Here is a 21107-nt window from a genome sequence, read left to right on the forward strand (position 1 = left end):
GCTCTATGCGGCCTCGTCAGGACCGGTCCCACTGACAAGGCCGTTCCACGACCATTGCGGGATGCGCAGCCCGTCCGGGACGTCATCGGCGGAACGGTGGAAGCGGGACATCGTGGTGGTCGTCGCCCACGCGAAGTAGTCGTGCAGCACCTGTCGGAGCCGGTCGTCGCTGGCGAGACCGACATCGGAGAGTGCCTGATCGAAGCAGGCGATCGCGCGGCGGTCCATCTCCTCGTGCGGACCGTTGCCGCTGTGGGTCCGCACCACCGAGGTCTCGTCGCCGTAGGAGTCGGAGTAGGTCGTCGGGCCGCCGAGTGCCTCGGCCCAGTAGGCGGCGAGCCGCTGGCTGTGGTCGGGGTGGAACCCGTGGCTGAACGCATGGCTGACCACGTCGTCGGCCATCACCCTGGCATGCCATGCGCTGGCCAGGCGGAGCAGACCGTCGGCACCGCCCGCGGCTTCGTACACCGTCTGCATGGCCCACACTATGGCACGCCGAATGGACAGGAGCGTGGAAAGTCGGTTGCTGATCTTGGTGGCTGTGCTAGCGTGCCGGCCGTATCCGATCGCGTCACCCGGACGCGATCGCCGCCCCTCGTTCTTGGCGGCCATACACCCTCACTGAGAGAGGTATGGCATGCCACGAGTCGCGGCCTTCCCGCTCATTCGTCGTTACGCACTGCACGCGAGGTACCTGTGGGCCTGCGGTCCGGGGCTTTGCCTGCTGTGCGTACTCCTCACGTTGGTCTCTGCCGGAGCGAGTGCGGTGTCGCTCGTCACCACCGGCCAGTTGATCTCCGCGTTGTCGGGGCGCGAGTCGAGCGCTGTCGCGTGGACGATCGCCACCGCTGTGTCACTACTCCTGGTCCCGATCGCGTCGTCGATCCTGGCGTTCACGAGCCGGCTGCTCTCCACCCGCTTCACGGTGACGCTGTGCGACGCCACCATGGAAGTGGGCCTCCATCCGTACGGCATCGCGCATCTCGAAGGCCCGCGCACGACCGGTGAGCTCGAGACGGTCGGCGAGGCTCCGCGGGACTGGCTGTTCCAGGCGGGCATCGACGCCGCCTGGACCCTGCTCGCCATCCGGCTCGGTGGGATCGGAGCGTTCGTCGTCCTGGCGACCTGGTCGTGGTGGGCACCGGTCCTGTTGGCGGGCACGTGGCTGCTCTACTCGCGCGCGTTCAGCCGATGGAGCAGCACGATCTTCGACGGCCTGCTCGAACTCACCGGCAACGACCGCAGGCGTGCGTCGTACCTACGAGATCTGCTGATCGGTACGAGTGCGGCGAAGGAGGTCAGGCTGTTCGGACTGACCGGCCTTCTGCTCACCCGTCACGTCACAGCGTGGAACAACGCCCAACACCTCGTTTGGGCCAACCGGAACAGTTCGGTCAAGGGCACGCTGCTGGTCCTCGTCGCACCCATGGCCGCGGGCGCGACGATCCTGGTCGCTCTGATAGTCGACGTCGAACGTGGCGTTGTCGGTGCCGGTCTGTTGGTCACCCTGCTGCAGGCCGTGTCGGCGATGGCGGCGTTCGGCCCGCACACCGATCCACAGACCGCGCTGGCCCACACCATGTCGCGGATCAGCGTGCTCGATCGGATCCGGAGCGAGCAGGGCCTGCCGCACCTACCCCAGCCGGCCCGCCGGCCGATCACCACCGCGCCGAGAGAGCAGCCGGAGGAGCCGGTTCCGGCGGCCATCAGGCTCGTCGACGTCGCGTTCACCTATCCGTCGGCGGAGCGGCCGACGCTGAACGGGCTGGACCTGGAGGTTCCGGCCGGCCAGTCGCTCGCGCTGGTCGGTGTCAACGGCGCCGGCAAGTCGACACTGATCAAGCTCCTCTGTGGGCTCTACCGCCCGGACGGCGGCTCGATCCGCGTCGACGGTGGCGACCCCGGCACGGACGAGGCAGCCCGCAGACGGCTCGCGGTGATCTTCCAGGACTTCGTTCGCTACCACCTGCCGTTGCGGGACAACGTCGGCGTCGACCTGGATCAGCAGGTTGTGGAGCGCGCGCTGCGTGACGCCGGTGGCGACGAGATCGTGGGGCGACTCGAGGACGGCATCGAGACCGTGCTGTCGGCGGAGTACGACGGCGGAACGGACCTGTCCGGCGGGCAGTGGCAGCGGATCGCCCTGGCCCGGGCGCTCGCGGCACTCGGTACTGGCGCCGGGGCGCTGGTCCTGGACGAGCCGACCGCGGCGCTCGACGTCCGGGCCGAGGCCGCATTGTTCGACCGGTTCCTCGCAGTGGCGCGCGGTGCCACCACGATCCTGGTGAGCCACCGACTGTCCAGTGTCCGGCGTGCGGAACGGATCGTCGTGCTCGCGGACACCGGAGCCGGCGCTCGCATCGTGGAGGACGGCGACCACGCCGAACTGCTCCGCGCGAACGGCTTGTACGCGGAGCTTTTCACCTTGCAGGCTTCGAGGTTCGCGGGGCAGGAGGTGTCCCGGTGATCAGGGTCGCGCGTGCTCTGTGGCTCGTCGTGTCCACCTCTGTCCGGGTCGACCCGTGGCGGTCCGTGCTGTGTCTGACGGAGTCGACGGGCGTTCTGATGGACGTGCTCCAGCCGTTGTTCCTCGCCTGGCTGGTGAGCGGAGCGGTCGATCGTGACCTGCGGCAGATGACGTGGGCCGCGGGTGCATTCCTCGGCTCGGTCGCGGCCGACAAAGCACTCTGCATGATCGGCGTCAACGCGCGGATCCGGCAGCTGGAACGGGTCAGTCACGTGTTCGGAGCCCGCGTCGCCGAGATCACGGCCCGGATACCGACGCTCGACCATCTCGAGTCGCCGCGTTATCTCGACCAGGCACAGATGCTGCGGGAACGCAGCGGCAGCCTCGGTGTCGCGCTGAACACCCTGCTCAACACGTTCAACGACGTGGTCCGGGTCGGCGGGACGCTGGCACTTGCCGCTACGGCGGACTGGCGAATGCTGCTGGTCGCCGCGGCCGGGCTTCCGGTGCTGCTCGCGACCCGGTGGTTCGTCGCCTGGCAGGCCACGGCCGAGGCGGAGTCCGCGCAGCCGGGGCGGTTGACGTTCCATCTGCTCGGCCTCGGGCGGGACGCGGCGGCGGGCGCGGAGGTACGGGTCTTCGGCCTCGGCGGATTCCTGCGTGAACGGCTCCTGCTCGCGGTGGCGGCGTGGCGCCAGCCGTTCGTCGTCCTCGCCCGCCGGATGGCGCTGGTCGAGACGTTGTGCAACGCGGTCTTCTTCGGCGTGGCTGGAGCCGTGCTGCTGTGGATGGTCGGGGACGTGCTCGCCGGAACGGTCCGACTCGACTCGTTCGTCCTCGCCATGCTGCTGGTCAACCGGCTCCAGTCAGGCAGCCGCGACCTTCAGGAGGCCGCCCGCACGGCCGTCGACATGATCCGGACCACGATGCGGCTGCTCTGGCTGCTCGACTACGCGAAGGAGGTGGAACGCGTCCACACCGGCACGCTCGAGCCCGGGCCCACACTCTCGCGAGGAATCGAGCTGGACGGCGTCACCTACCGCTACGCACCGCGTGATCGGCCCGCACTCGACCAGGTGTCCCTGCGGCTTCCCGCCGGCTCCATCGTCGCCCTGGTCGGTGAGAACGGCGCCGGGAAGACCACGTTGGTCAAGCTTCTCGCGGGCATGTACCAACCCACCGCGGGGCGCATTCTCGTCGACGGCGTCGACCTGAACCGGTTCGACGTCACGGCCTGGCGTCGCCGACTGTCGGGGGCGTTCCAGGACTACCTGAGGCCGGAGTTCATCGCGGCCGAGGTGGTCGGAATCGGCGATCTCGACCACCTGAGCAACCGGGGCCGGCTGCGTACGGCCGTGGAGGACGGCGCCGCCGACGCCGTCATCGCCCAGCTGCCGGGCGGTCTGGACACCCAGCTCGGCTCGGCGTGGCCCGGCGGAGTCGGACTCTCCGGCGGTCAGTGGCAGCGACTCGCGCTCGCCCGGGGGATGATGCGCGATCATCCCCTGCTGCTCGTCCTGGACGAACCCACCGCCGCGCTCGACGCCACCACCGAGCACGCCCTGTTCGAACGGTACGCCGCGGCTGCGAAAGCAGGCCGTGCATCTGGGACGGTCACGGTGCTGGTCACACACCGGTTCTCGACGGTATCGGCGGCAGACCTCATCGTTGTCCTCGATCACGGCAGGGTTGTCGAGCTCGGCAGCCATGCCGAGCTGCTCGAGGCCGACGGTCACTACGCAGAGCTCTACCGGCTCCAGGCGCGCGGTTACGCATGACGACCCGCCACGGCACCGTGAGGGCACCGGGGAGGTTGCGGTCCTCCCCGGTGGTCCCCTGGCGGTGTCGACACCGAGCCGTGCCTTGTCAGTCCTCTGCTGCGGTCCGGATGGGGCTACCGCGACGGGCGTAGGAATCGTGGTGGGGTGAAGCGGGTGAACGCGGGCGGTGCCGCTCGGTCCTGGCCGGTGACGATGTCGAGCACGAGTTGGTAGTCGGGTCCGAGCTCGGCGACGGCCGCGTTCAGCGCCCGCGGGCTGGTGTCCGGCCAGCGGCCGGTCCTTACCCGGTCGAGCAAGGTGCGGAGCTGGACGATCTCGTCGCCGGCGCTGAACGCGCAGTGCATGCCGCGGTCGACGTACAGCTGGCGGAGCTTGCCCGGATCGCCGTACCGCTGGACCTGTTCGGCGTACCAGCGTTCCTGGTCGACAATCGCACCGCCGTCACCGGTGTTGTGCATGGTGATCACCGGTACGGGTGTGTGCCCGCGAGAGAGTCCGTGCCGGAACATGAACGCCACCGCGTGCGCGTCCGGGGCGATCTTCGGTGCCCGGTCGAGCTGGCGCAGGTCCTGCTCCAGATCAGAGCCATCGAGCCCGGCCTCCCGGTAGGCGGCCTCGACCGTCTCTCGGTAGGCCGACTTCGCGAGCAGTCGGCGGTAGTCGACGCCGACGTTCCACGACGGATTCCCGCCGGTCCGCGCCTCCAGGTCCACCCGGCCGATCGGACCCAGCCCACCGAGTTGCCCTTCCACCCAGGCCGCCTGCTGCTCGAGCTGCCTGGCCAGCTCCGTCGGCTCCGGGTCGTGCGCGGAGAACCAGGTGGGGAGGTTCCCCACCGCACCGGCGAGGGCGAGCCGCGCCCGGCCCTCCGCCGACTGCCGCGCCCGCTGCGCCGCCGCGAGCAGCCGCTCCGTACTGCCCTGCGGGTCGTCCGCCCTGACCAGCTCGATGTCCTCGCCCGGTGCGAGCAACGTCTTGACCACGAAGCCGACGTCCAGCGCCGTGTTCCAGCTCCCTGGTGTGTCGTACTCCGCGCAGGTCGTGGCCACACCGTCGAACCGATGGGGGTTCCGTTCGGCAAGGACGGTCGAGATCACGCCGCCCTGCGACATGCCTGACGTCACGGTCCGGGTCGACCGACCGACGTTCTCGTCGAACCAGTCCAGCAGGGCGATCTGGTCCCGCTGCGCGTCCGCGACGGCGTACCCGAACGGGTTCTTGTAGTCCGATGCGGCCAGCGCATACCCGTGGTCGAGCAACCACGACTCGGTTTCCGGCCGGACCGACAGGGCTACCTGGTCGGGATCGAAGACGCCCTCGATGTAGTAGCCATGGCTGAAGAGCACCAGCGTGCCGTTCCAGTTCTGCGGAACCTCCACGCGGTACTCCGCGCCGTCGATCGAGCCGGCGTAGGAACGCCTTTCGCCCGAACCACTCATGCGTTCCGGGAGCGACGCGGTCGCCCCGGTCACCGGACCGGCCGCGACCAGGCCGGCCAGCAGCGCGACGAACATCGCCCTCAGCAGCATGCGTGTCTTCTGTGTTCTCCTCATGCGTTGGTGACCATCCCGGCCGCGAAAACTCATCGGCTGTGAACCGTTGAGCTCTGCGCTCAACTTGCGGGTCGTCGGTCGATGGCGCACGCTGGATGCGGAGGCGTGATCGATGTCATTGGGGGGATGATGGCTCGCACCCACCAGGAGCAGGAACCGCGCTCGTTCCTCGCCCGTCCTGAAGTCCGCCGTATCGCCGGGTTCGCCGTGCTTGCGGTGATCAGCCTGGTATTCATCTTTCAGAACACCGCACCCACAACGGTCCGGTTGCTCGTTCCGGAGGTCACGATGCCTTTGTGGGCTGCGCTCCTGATTGCGTGGGTCCTCGGCCTCCTCGCCAGCATGTTCACGCTGCATCGACGTCGCTAGCAAAGGTCGCCACGGCCAGACTCCTCACGTGCGGGTTGCCGCGTGGGGAGGCCACGGGAAATGGCCAGTGCCGCGAGCGCGATCAGTGCCAAGACAGACAGCGCTGCTCGCAAGCCGTCGAGTCTGGCCCGCGCGTTCTCTTCGACGATCGCCTCGGCCGTCGGTGCAGGCACCCCCGCAGCTTCAAGAGCGGGCTCCAGTTCGGCATCGGGGATAAATGGGATGCCACCGGCCAGCTCCACCTGCGCCCTCGACGACAGGTCCTCGGGGACCGCCGGATTGGCCTGGATTCCGGAGAAGAAGGAGGTGGTGAGCGCCGAGATCAGGACGGCGCCGGCGAGTGCCGTCCCGATGGAGGCACCCAGGTTGGTGACGGTGTTCTGCAAGCCGCCTACCTCTGCGCTCTGGGCGTCCGGAACCGCCGACACCGTGACACTTCCGAGCTGCGATGCCAAGGCACCCACGCCCAAGCCTGCGAGGAGAAGCGGCCATGTGACGATCTCGGGACCCGCACCGAAGTCGAGGGCTGCGACCAGCGCCACGATCCCCAGGAACAGTGCCAGGAAGCCGAGCCGCACCACGCGACGTGGGGAGGCATCCGGAAGGAGCTTCGGCACACCGACCGCGGCCGCCAGAAGCGTGATCGAGAGAGGAAGGAGCCGTGCACCTGTCTCGACGGCCGTCAACCCGAGCGCGATCGACAGGAAAAGCGGTACCGAGAAGAACAGTCCGGCCTGCAGCAGGTACTGGAAGAAGAATGCCGTAAGCCCGCCGCGAAGCTGTGTGTAGGCCAGTATCGCCGGGTCGAGGAGTACCGGGTTACCGCGGTCGCGACAGCGCTGCTCCCAGGCAAGAAACCCGAGCAGGACAACGCCCCCGGCGAGGATCAGCCAGATCACCGGGGACAGACCTAACCATGCCGGAGCGCTGGGCTGCGGTCTGATGAAGCCCCAGGTGCCAGAGCGGAGGATCCCATACACGATGAGGCCAAGGCCGAGCGCCGACAATACGGTGCCCACATAGTCGAGCCGAATCCCGGACTCAGGCGGAGTATCCGACATCCGCCTGACCAGGACGAGGATGCCAAGGACAACGATCACTTCTCCTGCGAACACCCAACGCCACGAGGCGTACGACGTGAGCAGCCCGCCGATGAGCGGCCCCACGGCCACCGCGATCGCACCCGCCGCGGCAACGAGGCCGTAGGCACGGGGCCGGTCACTCCGGCCGAAGTTCGACGCGACAAGCGCGACGACGGCCGGCATGATGAGCGCGGCGCCGACGCCCTCGAGCAACGACCAGCCGATCAGGAGGACCACCAGGTTTGGTGCGAGCGCCGTCGTGAACGATCCCAAGCCGTAGATGACGCATCCGATGGCGAAGGCACGCCTACGACCGATGATCTGGCCAATCTTGCCGCCAGTGATCATCAGCGACGCCATCACCAGTGTGTACATGGTGATTGCCACCTGGACACCGGTGACCGTCGTCCCCACATCTCTTGCCACCGACGCGATCGACACGTTCATCACCGAACTGTCGAGCGTCATGAGGAACTGTGCCGACGCCAAGGTCAGCAATACCAGCTGTGACGCTTCGGCGGTGCGTTCGGCTCGGCCAGTCACAGCGTCCCCTGCCATCTGAGTCCCGTCACGTCGACTGGACGAGCATTCCCGAGAACGGACACACCGACACCCACCAGCATCCAGCCAGGCGGCCGTCGTCGTACCTCTGTCCGCTCTGCGTTCGATCGGCGGCCGTGCGCGGACGGATCCGGGTAAGCGCTCTCCCACTCGTGCGAGACTGCGGTAGCTGAGCTCGCGACCATGGCCGGCGAGCATGCTCGGCCGCCCGCCGCGACGCAGGCCGAACGACGCCGACGACCACAGGGACGAGATGACCGCGATATACCCGGCAGCGCTGACAGTGGACGATCGGACGAGGCCGCTGGCCACCCAGCAGGTCCCGCGGTTCGGCTGGCTTCTCACCGTCGACGGCGAGCGCGAGGTGGGCCATGATCGCCGCCGCTGCGAGGTGGGCTCTGGCGACCGTCGAGACGAAGCACCGGACGAAGGGCAGGCCGCGTACCAGATCGTCGTCACCGACGGATCGGGCGATATCGTCTGGGATTCCGGCAAGGTCCACTCAGCGCGGCAGGGCCAGGTGCCCTACGCCGGGGCGCCACTCGAGCCCGCCGCCGCCTACACCTGGACCGTGCGCGTCTGGGCAGGCGACGGCGACGACGCACCGTCGGAGTGGGCACCGGCCGAGTCATTCGAGTACGGACTGCGAGACGAGGACTGGCACGCGGACTGGATCAGGCGCGCACCCGGCGGCTCCGGCCCGCTCTCGCAGGTCGACGGCGCGATCCGGGCGGCGGGCGGCGCCGCGACCCTGCTCCGCGAGCCTCCGTCGATTCCTGCCGACTCCGTCGTCGAGTTCCGGGTACGCGTGCAGATCCGGTCGGCCGGCTGGGTGCTACGGAGCGTGGACGGCACGGGCGGCTACGTGTGGCGGTTGGTTCCACGCCAGGGACTTGCGTTCCACGTACTCCGCGACGGTGTGCTCGGCCCGGCGGAGATCGTTCCCCTCGACGTCGGACGTGACCAGGACCATCGGGTGGTCGTGGTCGCCAGGGGCGGATCGTTCGAGACCTCGGTCGACGGAGTGGTGGTCGACCGCCGCCGCGACGACACCTTTGCGACCGGACGGTTCGGCCTCTTCCAGCGCGACGGCGAGCAGGCCGAGTTCTCCTGCCTCACCCTGCGGGCGGCTGACGGCGAGCCGCTCCTCGGCCCGCCAGAGAGCAGCCAGCTGACGGCGTGGGACAACACCTGCAGGGTCCGCCAGATCGACGAGTGGACGCTGGCCCGCCGCGAGTTCGACCTGCGGGATGGCGAGCTGATCCGCGCCCGTGCCTACATCGCCTCCCACCACCACGCCGACCTGCGGGTCAACGGCGTACGGGTGGGCGGTCGAGCCTCCTTCGCCTACCCCGGTGAGGGTTACTACCAGGTCGTCGACGTCACCGAGCCGCTCGCCGGCTCGCGCCGGGCGGCCGTCGGCGTCCTCCTGCACTGGTACGGCAACGGGCAGGGTCGCCCTGCCGCCGAGCCCGGTCTGCTCGTCCGCATGGTGCTCGACTACGCCGACGGCGCGCGCCAGGAGATCGTCAGCGACCGTTCGTGGACGGTGTGCGAGGGTCCCTACCTCCAGGTCGGCTACCGGAACGACGAGGGTGACCCCATCGAGCACCTCGACCTGCGGAGGATCCCGGAGGGCTGGGACCAGCCGGGCTACGCCGACGACGACTGGCACCACGCCGAGGTCGTCGGCCGTCACCCGGTCCCTCCGTTCACGCGGCTGCGACCCCAGGAGGCGCAGTTGGCCGAGGTGCCGGTGCGGCCCGTCGCCCTGCTCACCGCGAAGGACGGGACCCCGGTCGCCGACTTCGGCCGGGTCATTCCCGCGCGGCCGGTGGTGCGGTTCGCCGCGGGCGGTTCTGGTCGTCTCGTCCGGATCCGCGCCGGCTACAACCTCACCGACACCGGCCGGGTGGCGACGTCCAACCTGCTCACGCAGGGCACCGACATGTCCTTTCCCTGCACGCAGACCGATGGCCCGCAGACGTACTCGGCGTTCACGCATCTGGGTTTTCGCTACCTCGAGATCCCCGACGCCGGCGAGGACCTGAGCGTGGACGACGTGAGCGCGGTCGTCGTCCACGCCGAACCGCCGTCGTTCCTCTCCGCCGCCCGCTTCGAGTCCTCCGATTCCATGCTCGACGCGGTGTTCGACCTACTCCGAACGTCGGCGCTCTACGGCATCCAGGAGCAGTTCGTCGACACGCCCACCCGGGAGAAGGGGCAGTTCCTCGCCGACGCGGTCAACATCTCCTACGCGACGATGGCGGCCTGGGGTGAGCGCACGTCCACCCGGCAGGCCATCCGTGAGTTCCTGGCCTCGGCCGAGCGGTACTGGCATGCCGACGACGAGCGCGGCCGCTACAACGCCGTCTACCCCAACGGCGACGGCAAGCGCGACATCCCCGACTTCTCGCTGATGATGCCGTCGTGGGTACGCCGCTACCACCTGGAGTCCGGCGACGTCCCGCTCGTCCACGAGGCGTATCCCGCGCTGTTCGACACCGCGGGATACGTCCTGCGCCACATCGCCCCCGACGGGCCGTGCGCGGGACTCGTGACCGAGCTCGCCGGCGGCGGTGGCCCCTATCTCCACGGCATCGTCGACTGGCCCGCGGTCGGCCGGTTCGGCTACGACATGGACACAGCAGCCCGGACGACCGTCAACGCGCAGGGCGTCGGAGTGCTCCGCGATGTCGCGTACCTCGGCCGCGTCCTGGGCCGTCCCGAGGCCGAGGTGGCGTTCTACGACAAGCAGGCCGACCGGCTTGTCGAAGCGATCAACCGTCTGCTGCTCCGTCCGGACGGGCGCTACACCGACGGGCTCCTCCCCGACGGCACGCAGAGCCCGCACGCGGGGCAGCACGCGACGTCGTTCGCGATCGCGTTCGACGTCGCGCCGCCCGACGTGTGGGAGCCGGCCGCCGACCACCTCGAAAGCCTGGGCATGCGGCAGGGTCCGCTGACCGTCCACCGTCTCCTGCGGGCACTCGGCAGGGTGGGCCGGACCGATGCGGTGCTCCGCCTGCTGACCAACGCCGAGGACCTCGGCTGGGCGAAGATCCTCGCCGACGGTGGCACCTTCACCTGGGAGGCATGGACGCTCGACGAGGGCACGAACCACAGCCAGTCGCACGGGTGGGGTGCGCAAGCCGCGGTTGATGTTCTCGAGTTCCTGCTGGGCATTCGGGTCGCCTCGCCCGGTGCGGAGAGGGTCGAGGTCCGACCGCCGAGGTGCGCGCTGACCTACGCCCGCGGTGCGGTGCCCACCGCACGCGGCATGGTGTCGGTGGACTGGGAGCGGAGCGGCGAGGAGTTCCGGGTCCGCGTCGACGTCCCCGCGAACGTCGTCGCGACCGTCCGGCTGCCAGGGCCGGGCGGCGACGACACGGTGGTCGAGGTCGGACCGGGACGCTCGCAGGTCGTGAGATCCGCCAACGACCAGTGACGCGATGCCTGGCGGTGGCCGCGTCCTGCTTCCGGGCAGGTGACGGCGTACGTGGGGTGAAAACGGATTGCACAGTTCTGGCGCCCGCGACAGCCTGGCGGCGTGGGGGACAAAGGCGTGGCGGCGCGAGCGGTGGACGTGAGCGTCGACGAACTTGTGGGGGCGGCGTTGTCTGCGCTGGAGCGGGAGCGGCCGGACATCGCCGTGGCTCCGGTACGGCTGGTGTACACGGGTTTCTCCAGCCATGTGTTGACTACCGGGTCGGGCTTCGTCGTCCGCGTTGCGCGTACCCCTGAGGCGGAGGTCGGCCATCGCCGGGAGACTCGGCTGCTCCCGGTCGTGGCGTCCGTGGTGTCGGTGGCTGTGCCGGTGCCTGTCTGGCGGCTGGAGCCGGGCCCGCGGTCGCGGTTCGGCGCGATGGCCTACCGCCGGATCGAGGGAGCTGCGCTGCCGCGCGACGGCGACCACTCGAGGGAGCTGGTCGTCCAGCTCGCGGAGTTCCTCCTACGACTCCACCGGACGCGCGAGGACTCGCTGACCTCGGCGGTGGCTTCTCTGGCCGGCTGGAAGCACGGCGCGATCGCGACGGCAAGCAGGGCGGTTGACCACCTCGCCGGTGAGCTGCCAGCGGCTATGCACCGGCGGCTCGTTGCGTGGCGGGAAGCGTTCGTACGCCACCTCGACGGCATGCCCGACGAACGAGCCGGCTTGGCGCATGGCGATTTCTGGCACGACAACGTCATGACCCGCGGCGACCAGCTCGCTGGGGTGTTGGACTGGGAAGCCGCCGCACTGGCCGATCCGGCGGTCGACCTCGCGCCCGTGTGGGACATCGACGAGAACCTCGGGGCACGGCTGCTGGACTCCTATCAGCAGCAGGCCGGGCCCGACCCCGCGTTGCCGCACCGCATCCGGCTGTTCCGGATCGCCCGCAACATCGGCGGCATCACCTGGTCTCTCGACAACAACGACCCTGAGGAGTACGACGACTCCCTCACCAAGGTCCACGACGTACTGCACCTGATCTAGATCGGTGCCCGACGGGCATCGGCTGCCGTACGAGACGCTCGCGCCTGCTCGGGCCAACCGTCGAAACGTCCCATGGCGAACCATTCTGTGGGGGCTAGCGAACGCGCGAAAGTCCTCGAGGCGGCGTGGAGCGGAGTGGAGCTGACCTTTGGCTCTGGCCAGCCGGGGTGCCTCGCGAAAGGGTGGTGGTAGCCGGCGGGTGGGGGTTGTACGCATTGGTGGCAATAGGTCCGTAGTGGCACATGATCCGGACACGGGGTCCATCCAGCTGAGCGTGCCCGTCGTATCTGGCTCCGTGCCCACTCCGGATCACCTGGCGGAAGCCGGTGGATAGCGGTGTCGAATTCGGGTTCGGATAGTGGTGACGGCCCGTCGGACGAGGATGAGCGGGCCGAGCTGGAGCGGCTGCGTTCGGTCGCGGCACGTGCGCAGGCAGATGCCGACGAGGCTCGGGCGGAGGCGGCCAAGTTACGTGCTCAGCGGACTGGCGAGATGCCAACAGCCGCACCACGGTCACGTGGGAAAGGGCGTTGGCGTACACCGATCGCCGTGCTACTTGTCGTTCTTGGTTCCCTCTTCGCGCCTCTTGCCACTGCGGCGGTCTGGGTCCATACGGAGCTGTCCGACACGGAGCGCTACGTCGAGACCGTGGCACCCCTTGCTACAGATCCGGCCGTACAGGCAGCGGTCGCCGGTCGCACGACCGACGCGATCATCACCCGCCTGGACGTCGACCGCGTGCTACGGCAGGCGGTCAACGCGATCATCGCAAGAACCGACCTGCCGCCAGTCCTCGCGGACCGACTTCGTGGTGTAACGGGTGCGATGTCGGACGGGATCCACAGCTTCGTCGAGACCCGGGTTGGCAATCTCGTACGCAGCGACCAGTTCGCTCACGCATGGGTGCAGGCTAACCGGGTCGCCCACCAGGAGATGGTGAACGTGCTGTCGGGACAGGAGAGCGCCGTCACCGTCGAAGGCGATGTGGTCAGCCTGCAGCTCGGCCCGTTCGTCGAGGTCGCGAAACAGGATCTCGCCGATGCGGGCTTCACCCTCGCCGAGAGCCTTCCCCCGGTGAATCCCAGTATCGAACTCTTCCGGACCGAGGCTCTGACCAAGGCGCAGTCCGCATACACCTTGCTCAACCGGCTCAGCACCACCCTGCCCGTGCTCTCCGTTGGCTGCCTCGCGGTGGGCGTCGTGGTGGCGCGCCGGCGCCGCCGGATGCTCGTTGCCGCAGGGCTCGGGGTTGCCGGTGGCATGGTCCTGCTCGGTGTCGTACTGGCGATCGGACGCGCGATCCTCGTCCGTTCCGTTGAGTCCTCCGCCGCTGCCGCCGCGATCTACGACACGCTGGTCCGCTATCTCCAGGACCAGCTGTGGACGCTCGGTGTGCTCGGACTGGTGGTGGCGTGCGGAGCGTTCATGACGGGTCCATCGACCATCGCGTCACGCACCCGTTCGTTCGTGGCCGCGATGATCCAACGACTACAGGCGTGGACGGAGTTGCACGGTTTGCACGTCGGGACCGCCGGCCCCTGGGTGTACGACAATGCGCGGTGGCTGCGGGTGACGGTCATCGCGGTCGCCGGACTGATCCTTGTGGCGTGGCACCAACCCAGCGTCCTGGTCGTCATCTCGCTCGCCGGCATCGTTGTCGTCGCACTCGCACTTATCGCGTTCCTCGCCCGGCGTGGACCAGCTGATCGTGGCGCCACGCATTAGCGTTGTGGTTTCAGCGGGTTGCACATCAATTGGCCGAGCCTTCCAAGACGGCCTTGAAAATTGCCCGGCAGTAGTCGCTTCGACTGGCCTATCCTTACTGCGTGGCAGGCTGAAGACGCCTGGTCCAGTCTGTTGGGGGATGACATGGATTACCCACTGCTCAGCGCCTTTCTCACGATGGCGTTCTTTTTCTTGTGGATCTTGTGGATCTTCCTTCTGGTCAAGATCATCGTTGACATCTTTCGCAGTCACGACCTCGGCGGCTGGGGCAAAGCAGGATGGCTGTTGTTCGTGATCGTCCTGCCGTTCCTCGGCGTGTTCGTCTATCTCATCGCGCGTGGGCGCTCCATGAGTGAGCGGGAGATGGCAAAGGTCAAGGAACAGGAACAGGTGTTCCAGGATTACGTGCGTAGCACCGCGCGAGTGCCCACCCAGGCCGACGAGCTCAGCAAACTCGCCCAGCTCCGCGACCACGGAGACATCTCCGACGCGGAGTACCAGAAAGCAAAGGCGAAGCTGCTCACCTGAGGAGAAGCCCGATTCGGACGACGGGCCAGCCTTGGCGACCGGCAGGTGTTCAGGTCGCATGCCGGTAGGCCCGTAGGACGAAAGCGCCAACCGCGAGGCGGCTACGTCAGCTCGCTCAGTATCCAGTCGAAGAGTTCGAGAGCGACTCTTATACGCTCCCGTGTCCCGGAGACAAAGAGCTGCCGGTACAGCGTTTCCACGTCGGGAGGTCCTGCCAGGTCTTGGAGGTGGGGTTGTACCGAGCTGTTCGGGGGGAGTGGCCGGTTGTTGGCCGCCCACAGACCCTCCATGATTCCCCAGGAGCTGGTCCCGGTGACGAAGGCCGCCTTCACCAGATCGCCACCGCTCATGGCGACCCGGATCTTGTCCTGGGGATAGCGAAGGCGGGCGGCAAGGTCGGACCTCTCCTGCTCGGTGACCTGGTAGGTGTCGAACCGATGTTGCGCTTGCTGTCTCAGGCGGGGGAGGACACCTAGCGGGTCGTGAAGGATTCGTCCGTCCAGGTAGGCGTAGTCGTGCATCGGGTTCGCTTCGAGGGTTGCTCGGGCAGTTGCCTCGTCGGCGTATCCGCGCTCGACGAGGATGCCGTCCCGCAGCTCTTTCTGAGCCGGTCTGTGCAGGCCGTCTGCAAGGATGAGCCGCAGGTCGATGTCCGTTCCAGGCAAGGCGTCGCCTCGGGCGAGCGAGCCCGTCAGGAGCACGCCGACGACGTCTTCCTCTTGCTTCGCTTCATCGACCAGATCGTCCAGCATGGCGCCGTACAAGGCGGACATGGGTGGCCCTCTCGTCTGCGACATGTCGATGCTGTCACGTGATTATGGCACGCGTATCACCGGGTCCTTCGCTGCTACAGGGCCGAGAGCAGTTCTGCCCGCGGGTCCTTTCCCCGGAGCATCATGCCCGCGGCCCGCACCTCGCTTGCGGAGAAGGATCCCTTCAGCAGACGCGCATTCGCGTCCTTGTACTCGAAGACAATCGCACGCCGTGGAAGCGCGGACGTGTTGGGGTGGGAGCTGTGCAGCGTCATGCAGTGCCAGAACGCCACTCCACCAGCCTTGACCGGCAGAGCGACCTCCCGCGCGTCGAACTCGGCGGTGTCACCCTGAACCATCTCCGTGAACTCGTCGCCATGGAAGTGGTTGAGGAGGCCATCTCGGTGGCTCCCGGGGACGACTCGAACACAGCCGTTCTCCAAGGTCGAGTCGTCGAGATAGACCTGGCATGCGACCAGGCTGGCGCGGTCGTGTACGAAGAATGCGAAGTCCTGGTGCCACGGAGCCCGGCTCCCTTGCCGCGCTGGCTTCATCATCATCATGGAGTAGTAGAGCTGGATGTTGGGGCCGATCAACATCTCCACCGTGTCGAGGATCCGCGGATCACGTGCCAGCGCCATCCATTCGCCGCCCAGCTCGTGTGGCTCGGCGATCTGCTGGACGATGGGTGCTCCACCGCCGTCGCCGAACGTGTGGAGGATGAACCGGTCTGTGCTCTGGGTCAGTCCTTCGGCCCGGGCAGAGAGTCGGTCGGCACTGCCGCGCAAGGACTCCACCTCAGCAGGCGAAAACACCTCTTCGAGAACGAGATATCCGTTCTCCTTCCAGAAGTGGCGGCGCTCGTTGTCATCCATGTTCGCTTTCCCTTCGTACGCTACCGACCCCGCAGACGGAATCTCCTCGACGACCTACCTGTCGAAGGTCACCACATCACCAGACGGCCATGGCGCCGCCGTCCACGATGACGGTCGTGCCGTTGACGAACGCCGAGTCCTCAGATGCCAGGAACACGGCAACACGCCCGATGTCGTCGGGAAAGCCGACTCGTCCCAGCGGAGTCTGCGCTGCCTCCTGGTCGAAGTTGCCCTGCTCGAACGCCTTCTGCCCGCCGGTACCTTCGGTCACGATCACCCCCGGGGCGATCGCGTTGACGCGGATGTTGTGTGGTCCGAACTCCGAGGCGAGCGAGTAGGTCAGTTGCTGCAGGCCGCCCTTGCTGGCGTCATAGGCGCTTCCGCCCACCGAAGCGCCACCGTAGTGCCCGGAGCAGGAGGTGATGTTGACGATGGCGCCACCGCCTCGTTTCTTCAGCTCTGGAAAGGCGTACTTGGCGCAGAGCCAGGGTCCGACGAGGTTGACGGCGAGCACGTGCTCGAACTCCGCGCGGGTGAAGTCGGCCACGGACTTGAACGGAAAGACGCCGGCGTTGTTGACCAGCACGTCCAGCCCGCCCGACTGCTCCACCGCCGTCGCGATCATGTTCTGCACCGCTACCTCATCGGACACATCGGCCTCGATGAGGTGGCACGGGTTGCCGAGGGCCTCGATCTCGCCTCGCGCGCGTTCCATCCGCTCGACGGAGAGATCCACGAGTACGAGGTGGGCTCCCTCCCGGGCCATCGCGAGGGCTATGCCCAGACCGTTTCCCTGGGCACCACCGGTGACCAGGACGGTCCTGCCGGCGAGTCGTTTGCTGTGGTCATCCACGATCGTCACTCCACATCGACGCGTCCGTTGACTTTTTCGCCGTCCCATCGGGCGACAAAGCTGCTCCTGACATCCACCGCGTGCCCGGTCGTCGACGACCGGGCGGCGGCCTCGATGACCTCTACCACGTGCAGGGCGTGCTCCGCGCTGGGCAGTGGTTCACTGCCGGTGGTGATGCAGTCGATCAGGTGCTCGACACCGAGGAGGTGATCAGGGCCCGACGCCCGACCTGTCCCGGGCGGCGTGATCGTTTCCCATTCGCCATGCGGCCACAGGACCTCGACCGGTGCGGCCACATCGAGCAGGTTCAGCTCGATGGTTCCCTGCAGGCCGCACAGTTCCAGTTGGGGCGCGTGGCTCCCCTGCACCACGTTGTTCGTGGACACCGAGGCGAGCCGTGACGTGCCGAGGTCGAGGAGAAGGTGCCAGTTGTCGTCAACCTCGATCGGCACCTCCGTGCCTCGCGCCGGTCCGTCCGGAACGACGAACCCGTCTTGTGCTCGGGCGGTCATCGCGACAACCCGCCGTACCGGACCCAGCAGTCCGGTGATGGCGTGCAGCGGGTAGACGCCCATGTCCATGGCCGGGCCGCCCCCGCGGATGAAGTACTGACTCGGATCGGAAGGAAACCCGTGCCAGGGCGGTACGCCGCCGAACCCGGATCCGCGAACGGAGTAGACCGGGCCGATGGCACCCTCTGCCAGCAGCTGGTGGGCGATGCGTACCTGCGGAAACAGCAGGACCGAAGGTGCGGAGACGAGGACCAGACCGGCTTGCTGCGCGTGAGTGAGGAGAGTCAGTGCCTCGGCCGACGACGCCGCGATGGGCTTCTCGGTATAGACGTGCATGCCGTGCTTCAGCGCGGCCATTGTCGTCCGGTAGTGCAGCTGTATCGGCGTCAGATTGACGACAACGTCGCAGTCGATCTCTGCAAGCATCCGCTCGTAGTCGGTGTACCACGAAGGAACGTCGTACTGCGCCGCCACCGAACGCGTGCGCTCCTCGGTTCGCCCACACACGGCGACGAGGTTCACCCGGTCCCGCAGCCGCGTGAGCTCGGGGAGGTAGTCGCGCTGGGCGACGTCGCCGCACCCCAGCAGCGCCATCCTCAACCGGCCCGGGTGGGCGGTCACAGCACGCTCTCCAGCTCCGCCTGGCAGACGCGTTGCGCCTCAGCCAGTGCCGCCCGAGGGCGAGCGGCCTTGTTGGCGACCTGCTCCAAGGCGCGCCGCAGCTGATCGGTGGCAAAGCTCTGCACGGGCGAGTCCCACATGGGCGTCGCGATGTCCAGCTGTCGACGGAAGAAGTCGGTCGCCTCCGTCGCGAAGTCCTCGCCGCGCTTCTCCACCACCCGCGAAGGGGCGATGCCACCGGCGACGTTGGCGTTGGTCGGCACACCGGTCGCGGTCGCGTACAGAGCCAGCGCACCGTCCACACTCAGGTGATCCAGGTAGGCGAAGGCCCCCTCGGCGTTGTCGACGCCGGCGGGGATGGCGAGCCAGTTCGGCCAGTATCCCGAGGTTGGCTCGCTCCCGCTGGGTCCGACGGGGATGGAGGCGATGTTCCAGTGTTCGAACTTCGGCTCGACCTCGTAGAGGTCGCCCATCACCCATGCGCCGGTCAGCATCATCGCCAGTCGCTGGTTCTGGAAGGCCGGCGGCTGCCCCTGCTCTCCTGGATAGGCACCCCACGCACCGGACTCCGCGACCTTCCGGATGTTCCCCTGGTACTCCTCGTCCAGCCAGGACAAGAAGAACTCCAGCATCTCGACGTTCGACTCGGAGTCGATCATGTACCGCTGGTTCTCGGCGTCGAAGATCTGGCCGCCGTTCGATGCCGCCCACATCGGAAGCTCTTCGGCGGGGTCGCCGACCAGGAAGCCCGGGATGAATCCCGCTGCCTCGAGTTTGTCCCCTTTCCACCGGGTGAACTCCTTGGACAGGCTGCGTAGCTCATCCCACGTCTTTGGGAAACTGTCGCGGTCGGCAGGAATTCCTTTCTCCTCGAACCAGTCCTGGTTGTACCACAGGGCGTAGGAGTCGGCTTGGAAGGGAAGTCCGTACGTCTGGCCCTTGAACTGGCAGCTCGCCAAGAGCGCCTCGGGCCAGTTGTTCTCCTGAGAGTTCTCAGACGCTGCCATGAACTCGTCCAGGGCAGTGAGAGAGCCGCGAACCGCCAGCGACATCGGCGTTTCCCACAGGACCATGGCCTGAGGCGGGTTACCCGCAGCGATACGGGCGAGCAGGACCTCCATGAACGCCTGCTGGCCGGTGTGCCGGTGAATCCTCACCTTGACACCTTGGTTGCTCTTCGAAAACGCGCTGGCAATTTCCTTGTGTGTCGTGAAGAAGATGTCACTTCCGCCTGGGAGCCAGAACAACACCTCGGCGTCGCCGTCAGCTCGCGGTCCCGAGTCGTCGTCGCAGCCGAACAGGGCGAGAGCTCCGCCTCCGACGCCGACCGCGCGGAGAAAGTCGCGCCTCCGAACCCCGTGTGTGGGTCTACCGATGGTAGCCATCTGTCGCTCCTCTACGTCAATGATCAGTGCCGGTCACTCGGCGCTCCAGCGTTCACACCGAAGCTGCGGTGGTCGAGCCGGCAGATAAGAAGGCGCCATCTCGAGAGAACTAACGTCGACGAGACGGCCGTGTCATCACCCCACACGTTTCGTTCCGGAAAGCGTTTCGCGCGTACGAACGGCGCGCGGAAGTGAAGCCCGGCGATCTCGTAGGTTCGCCCGGAATCGATACCGGTCGCCTCGGTAGGTGATCCGGCCGATCTCGAATGTTCGGTCGAGTTGGTCGAAACACCGGTAGTCGCCCACCAGGACGGATTCGCCTTCGTCCAGGCCGAGCAGTTCGGCTTCTCGACCCGTGACACCCTTCGCCTGGAGTACGTACGAAGCACGAACCGGGTGGACATCGCACCGCTCGCGAAGTGCGGCGTAGAGCGACGCATTCGTGTAGTCGAGCGAGGTGGCCGCGGCCGCCAGGTTGACCGGTAGCCGGGCGCTCGCGAGAGCGATGGGTACGTCGTCGAGCTTTCGCAACCGGTCAAGGCAGAAGACCTCGGAACCGGGTGCGACCCCGAGTTGCTCGGCCTCGTCGATCGTCGCCGTCCGGGTGTCCTGCTCGAGGACCTCTGCTGAGGCACGCAGGTCGCGGGCGGCGGCGATCTCGGTGAAACTCAAGGGCATCTCCTCGCCCTCCTCCACCATGGCCGTGACGTGCCACCCACGGCCTTGTCTGGCTTCGACGAGGCCGTCGTCGGCCAGCGCGCGTAGCGCGACCCGCAGCGTGGCGCGGCTGACCCCGACGCGCGAGCTCAGCTCACGCTCCGGTGGCAGGCGGCTGCCAGCACCGAACGCCCCACGAGCGATCGCCCCCGCGACAATCCTGTACACCTGCAGCGCCGGCGGCTCATCGTTCCCCGTGCGGACGCTTCCGACCATCGCTCACCTCGCCTGGGATCGAGTGAGTTGTCTGGCAAGGTAGACCACTCCAGTCCAGTTGACAATGGTGGTTCGCCAAGGAGATCCGCCGAGGGTTGGCCAATCCTCGCCAGCGAACTGGACCGCGGGTTCTCGTCGCCGCGTCTATCGCCAGGCGGTCGAGTCGCCGTCGGGCGGTCAGCGCGCGGCAGGGCCGGGGAGGATCTCGACCTCGTCGGGTCCTTGCAACGTCTGCCCGCAGCACGAGCAGGAGAGCGGCATCTCGACCTCGCCTCCGCAGCTGGCGTGGTGGACCAGGCGCGGGGGACCGGCGGTCCCGGCACGGTGCCGGTCGCCCCATCGCATGAGCGCGAGAAGGACGGGCAGCAGGTCGAGCCCCTTCGCGGTGAGGTGGTACTCGTTGCGCACCGGGCGCTCCTGGTAGGGAACCCGCTCGACGAGCCCGTCCTCGACGAGCCGGTTGAGCCGTTCGGTCAGGACGTTCCGTGCGATGCCCAGGCTGTCCTGCAGGTCGCCGAAGCGCCGCAGTCCGAAGAACAGGTCACGCAAAATCAGCAGGGTCCAGCGCTCGCCGACGACCTCGAGGGTCCGGGAGATCGAGCAGATCTGGTCCTCGTAGGTACGCCCAAGCAC

17 protein-coding genes are annotated in these 21107 nt (G+C 67.7%); 7 read left to right on the forward strand and 10 right to left on the reverse strand.

All coding sequences use genetic code 11. The features are described from left to right. Positions 1-3: 3 nt before the first annotated feature. Entirely contained in the window at positions 4-477 is a 474-nt protein-coding gene (locus tag ABN034_RS27685) for a group II truncated hemoglobin (RefSeq protein WP_349693916.1), read from the reverse strand. Between the two features lie 160 nt (positions 478-637). On the opposite strand from ABN034_RS27685, the gene ABN034_RS27690 reads away from it, so the two are divergent. Together ABN034_RS27690 and ABN034_RS27695 are read left to right on the forward strand one after the other, a co-directional pair. Next, the gene (locus tag ABN034_RS27690; protein WP_349693917.1) at positions 638-2467 is read left to right on the forward strand and encodes an ATP-binding cassette domain-containing protein; all 1830 of its coding nucleotides are present in this window, start codon (positions 638-640) and stop codon (positions 2465-2467) included. Next, a complete protein-coding gene (locus ABN034_RS27695) occupies positions 2464-4245 on the forward strand; it encodes an ABC transporter ATP-binding protein (protein WP_349693918.1) in 1782 nt (593 codons plus the stop codon). The genes ABN034_RS27690 and ABN034_RS27695 overlap by 4 nt, the downstream gene beginning before the upstream one ends. 116 nt (positions 4246-4361) lie before the next feature. On the opposite strand, the gene ABN034_RS27700 is transcribed toward ABN034_RS27695, so the two are convergent. Continuing rightward, positions 4362-5801, reverse strand: coding sequence for a hypothetical protein (locus tag ABN034_RS27700; RefSeq protein ID WP_349693919.1), 1440 nt, complete (start codon positions 5799-5801; stop codon positions 4362-4364). 126 nt (positions 5802-5927) lie between these two features. On the opposite strand from ABN034_RS27700, the gene ABN034_RS27705 reads away from it, so the two are divergent. Beyond that, positions 5928-6170 carry a LapA family protein gene (locus ABN034_RS27705; protein WP_349329389.1) on the forward strand — a complete coding sequence of 81 codons (243 nt, stop codon included), beginning with the start codon at positions 5928-5930 and terminating at the stop codon, positions 6168-6170. Here the strand turns inward: ABN034_RS27705 and ABN034_RS27710 are convergent. Beyond that, positions 6167-7795, reverse strand: coding sequence for an MFS transporter (locus ABN034_RS27710; RefSeq protein WP_349693920.1), 1629 nt, complete (start codon positions 7793-7795; stop codon positions 6167-6169). The two genes, ABN034_RS27705 and ABN034_RS27710, sit on opposite strands and share 4 nt — an antisense overlap. A 271-nt stretch (positions 7796-8066) precedes the next feature. Here ABN034_RS27710 and ABN034_RS27715 point away from each other — a divergent pair, with 271 nt between their 5' ends. The 4 genes from ABN034_RS27715 to ABN034_RS27730 all read left to right on the forward strand — a co-directional run bounded on the left by ABN034_RS27715 (position 8067) and on the right by ABN034_RS27730 (position 14543). Then, on the forward strand, positions 8067-11261 hold the full coding sequence (locus tag ABN034_RS27715; protein WP_349693921.1) for a family 78 glycoside hydrolase catalytic domain: 3195 nt from the start codon (positions 8067-8069) through the stop codon (positions 11259-11261). Between the two features lie 102 nt (positions 11262-11363). Then, positions 11364-12290: a phosphotransferase family protein gene (locus tag ABN034_RS27720; protein ID WP_349693922.1), complete on the forward strand. Its 927-nt coding sequence runs from the start codon at positions 11364-11366 to the stop codon at positions 12288-12290. Between the two features lie 549 nt (positions 12291-12839). After that, a complete protein-coding gene (locus ABN034_RS27725; RefSeq protein WP_349693923.1) occupies positions 12840-14015 on the forward strand; it encodes a hypothetical protein in 1176 nt (391 codons plus the stop codon). 144 nt (positions 14016-14159) lie between these two features. After that, positions 14160-14543, forward strand: a complete 384-nt coding sequence (locus ABN034_RS27730) for an SHOCT domain-containing protein (RefSeq protein ID WP_349693924.1) — start codon at positions 14160-14162, stop codon at positions 14541-14543. Positions 14544-14644: 101 nt separating this feature from the next. Here ABN034_RS27730 and ABN034_RS27735 read toward each other — a convergent pair whose 3' ends face one another. From ABN034_RS27735 to ABN034_RS27765, 7 genes are all read right to left on the reverse strand, one after another. Next, positions 14645-15316, reverse strand: coding sequence for a nucleotidyltransferase domain-containing protein (locus ABN034_RS27735; protein ID WP_349693925.1), 672 nt, complete (start codon positions 15314-15316; stop codon positions 14645-14647). Positions 15317-15390: 74 nt separating this feature from the next. Next, positions 15391-16170, reverse strand: coding sequence for a phytanoyl-CoA dioxygenase family protein (locus ABN034_RS27740; RefSeq protein WP_349693926.1), 780 nt, complete (start codon positions 16168-16170; stop codon positions 15391-15393). A gap of 76 nt (positions 16171-16246) precedes the next feature. Beyond that, a complete protein-coding gene (locus ABN034_RS27745; protein WP_349693927.1) occupies positions 16247-17023 on the reverse strand; it encodes an SDR family NAD(P)-dependent oxidoreductase in 777 nt (258 codons plus the stop codon). A 5-nt stretch (positions 17024-17028) separates the two neighbouring features. Further along, positions 17029-18156, reverse strand: coding sequence for a Gfo/Idh/MocA family protein (locus ABN034_RS27750; protein ID WP_349693928.1), 1128 nt, complete (start codon positions 18154-18156; stop codon positions 17029-17031). Further along, complete coding sequence (locus ABN034_RS27755) at positions 18153-19541, reverse strand: ABC transporter substrate-binding protein (protein ID WP_349693929.1); 1389 nt, start codon at positions 19539-19541, stop codon at positions 18153-18155. The genes ABN034_RS27750 and ABN034_RS27755 overlap by 4 nt, the downstream gene beginning before the upstream one ends. A gap of 135 nt (positions 19542-19676) precedes the next feature. Beyond that, entirely contained in the window at positions 19677-20474 is a 798-nt protein-coding gene (locus ABN034_RS27760; RefSeq protein WP_349693930.1) for a GntR family transcriptional regulator, read from the reverse strand. A 177-nt stretch (positions 20475-20651) separates the two neighbouring features. Continuing rightward, positions 20652-21107 carry a winged helix-turn-helix transcriptional regulator gene (locus ABN034_RS27765; RefSeq protein ID WP_349693931.1) on the reverse strand — a complete coding sequence of 152 codons (456 nt, stop codon included), beginning with the start codon at positions 21105-21107 and terminating at the stop codon, positions 20652-20654.

Source organism: Actinopolymorpha sp. B11F2 (assembly GCF_040195635.1).
In the GTDB taxonomy this organism is placed as follows: domain Bacteria; phylum Actinomycetota; class Actinomycetes; order Propionibacteriales; family Actinopolymorphaceae; genus Thermasporomyces.